The sequence below is a fragment of the Gordonibacter pamelaeae 7-10-1-b genome (assembly GCF_000210055.1).
Classification (GTDB): domain Bacteria; phylum Actinomycetota; class Coriobacteriia; order Coriobacteriales; family Eggerthellaceae; genus Gordonibacter; species Gordonibacter pamelaeae.
Genome location: NC_021021.1, coordinates 2,843,130 through 2,844,772, shown reverse-complemented (window position 1 = coordinate 2,844,772; position 1,643 = coordinate 2,843,130). Strand labels below are relative to the sequence as shown.

General features: G+C 70.0%; 3 protein-coding genes. All 3 read right to left on the bottom strand.

Annotated elements, in window-relative coordinates; all coding sequences use genetic code 11:
* A partial coding sequence (locus tag GPA_RS19400; RefSeq protein WP_041239635.1) for a hypothetical protein occupies positions 1–474 on the bottom strand: 474 nt, incomplete at its 3' end.
* Positions 475–589: 115 nt separating this feature from the next.
* Positions 590–841, bottom strand: coding sequence for a hypothetical protein (locus GPA_RS13135; RefSeq protein ID WP_015540171.1), 252 nt, complete (start codon positions 839–841; stop codon positions 590–592).
* A 179-nt stretch (positions 842–1,020) separates the two neighbouring features.
* Positions 1,021–1,643: hypothetical protein (locus GPA_RS13130; protein ID WP_231847651.1), on the bottom strand; the 623-nt coding region annotated here is incomplete at its 5' end.

Sequence of the window (1,643 nt, the reverse complement as noted above, 5' to 3'; positions counted from 1 at the left end):
GAAGGCCGCGATAGACGAGGCGGCGAGCACCGCGAGATGCGGGAGCGGTACGATGCGGAAGCGGATATCGCTTGCGGCGATGGCGAGCGAGCTCACGGCCGCCACGGCGGCCGCCGGCGAGTATGCCGCGCCGGCGAGCGCGGCGGCGAGATATGCGGGGACCCAGTAGGCCTCGCCCGCGAGCGTGGGGTTGTAGCGGCGCGCGTAGGCGCCCGACTCGCCGTCCGCCAGCAGGTCCGCGTCGATGTCGCCGGAAGCGGCGAGCGCTGCGATCGTGGAGGGCGCGACGGCCTGGATGGCGACCTGGGCGCCGATAGCGGCCAGCCAGTCGCGTCGCTCGGCGGGATCGGCGCCGTCCGCGAGCATGGCCGCGTCCTCGCGCTCGTAGAAGGAGTAGCGCAGGGATTGGTAGGCATGTTGCGCGAGCCAGCCGGCGGCGGCCGTCCCGGCTGCGAGCGTGAGTGTTCCGAGCATGCGGCTCCCTCCGGTGCTGTGGTTATCTGGAAAGCGCGCCCTGTCGGCGCGCGGGAAGGTTCGGGATGCCCGGGGGCGGGGGTGTCTGCCCCCGGACGGATGGCTCCGGGATGCGCTAGTGGCCGCCCTGGCCGGGGCGGGCGCCGGAGATGCCGGTTTTGGACAGCGTGTCGGAGACCGTGTTGATCTTGACGTTCATCTGGTTGGACAGGTAGATCAGCGCGGCGATCAGCGCGACGGCGATGCAGACGACGATGACGACCCACTCGATGGAGCCCTGGGCGGACAGGGCCTCCTTGGCGCGGCGCTTCATGTTGAAAAGGCCGCAGGTGGCGATGGCCGCCGGCTTGGCGAGGATATCGTTCATTGGACCTCCTCCTCTCTTGGATGTCTGCGCGGGCACATGCCCGCGCGAAGCCTGTGCCCCATCCGGGGCGATACGGCATAAACTATGCCCCCGGCGGGAGGACGGGTCAGCACCCTGCCCAGAAATGGGAAAGGTTCGGGATTGTCCCAGCTCAGGACCTATTTCCGCTTGTGGAGGAATTATGGAGCCGCCTTGCGGGCATACACCTCGAAGGTCCCGTCGTCATGCACCCGTGAGAACCCGAGTTCGGCAAGCCCGTCCTCGAGAGCGGGGTAGGCCCCCGAGGGGACGACTGCGAAATCGGCGCCGGTGCCCTCGATGGCCTCGGTATCGCTCGCCAGCATGGCCCGGGCGGCGCCCCAGGCATCCGTGCCCCCGTTGAGCTCGGGGCAGTAGAGCTCCGCCCGCGTGTCGAGCAGAGGCCGGTACCCCGCGAGTTCGAGTTCGCTCCCCACGTCGATATCGCAGATGACGGCCTCGCCCCCGTCTGCCTCGGCATCCTCGAGGGCGGCGATCGCCGCCTCCGCGGACTGCTCGAGCGCGGTCTTGGCCGACACGGTCGCGGCGAGGCACCCGACGGCGGCGACGAGCGCAGCCGTGCAGCATGCGGCGAGGGCAAGGGGTCTCCGTGCGCGCGGGCCCGCCACCTCTCCCTGGATATCGGACAGGGCGAGCGCCATTGAGGTCATCAGGAAGAGCTCGTTTCTCACGTTAGCCAATGCGAGCATGAGCGTGCCGAGCACGAGCAGGTCGCCGGCCTCGAGAAGCGTCCGGCCCCCGCCGCGGCGACGCACCCGGAGAC

What these genes read in the sequence shown, in the direction of transcription:
- GPA_RS13135 (WP_015540171.1), bottom strand. Translation starts at nt 841, where the DNA reads ATGAACGATATCCTCGCCAAGCCGGCGGCCATCGCCACCTGCGGCCTT.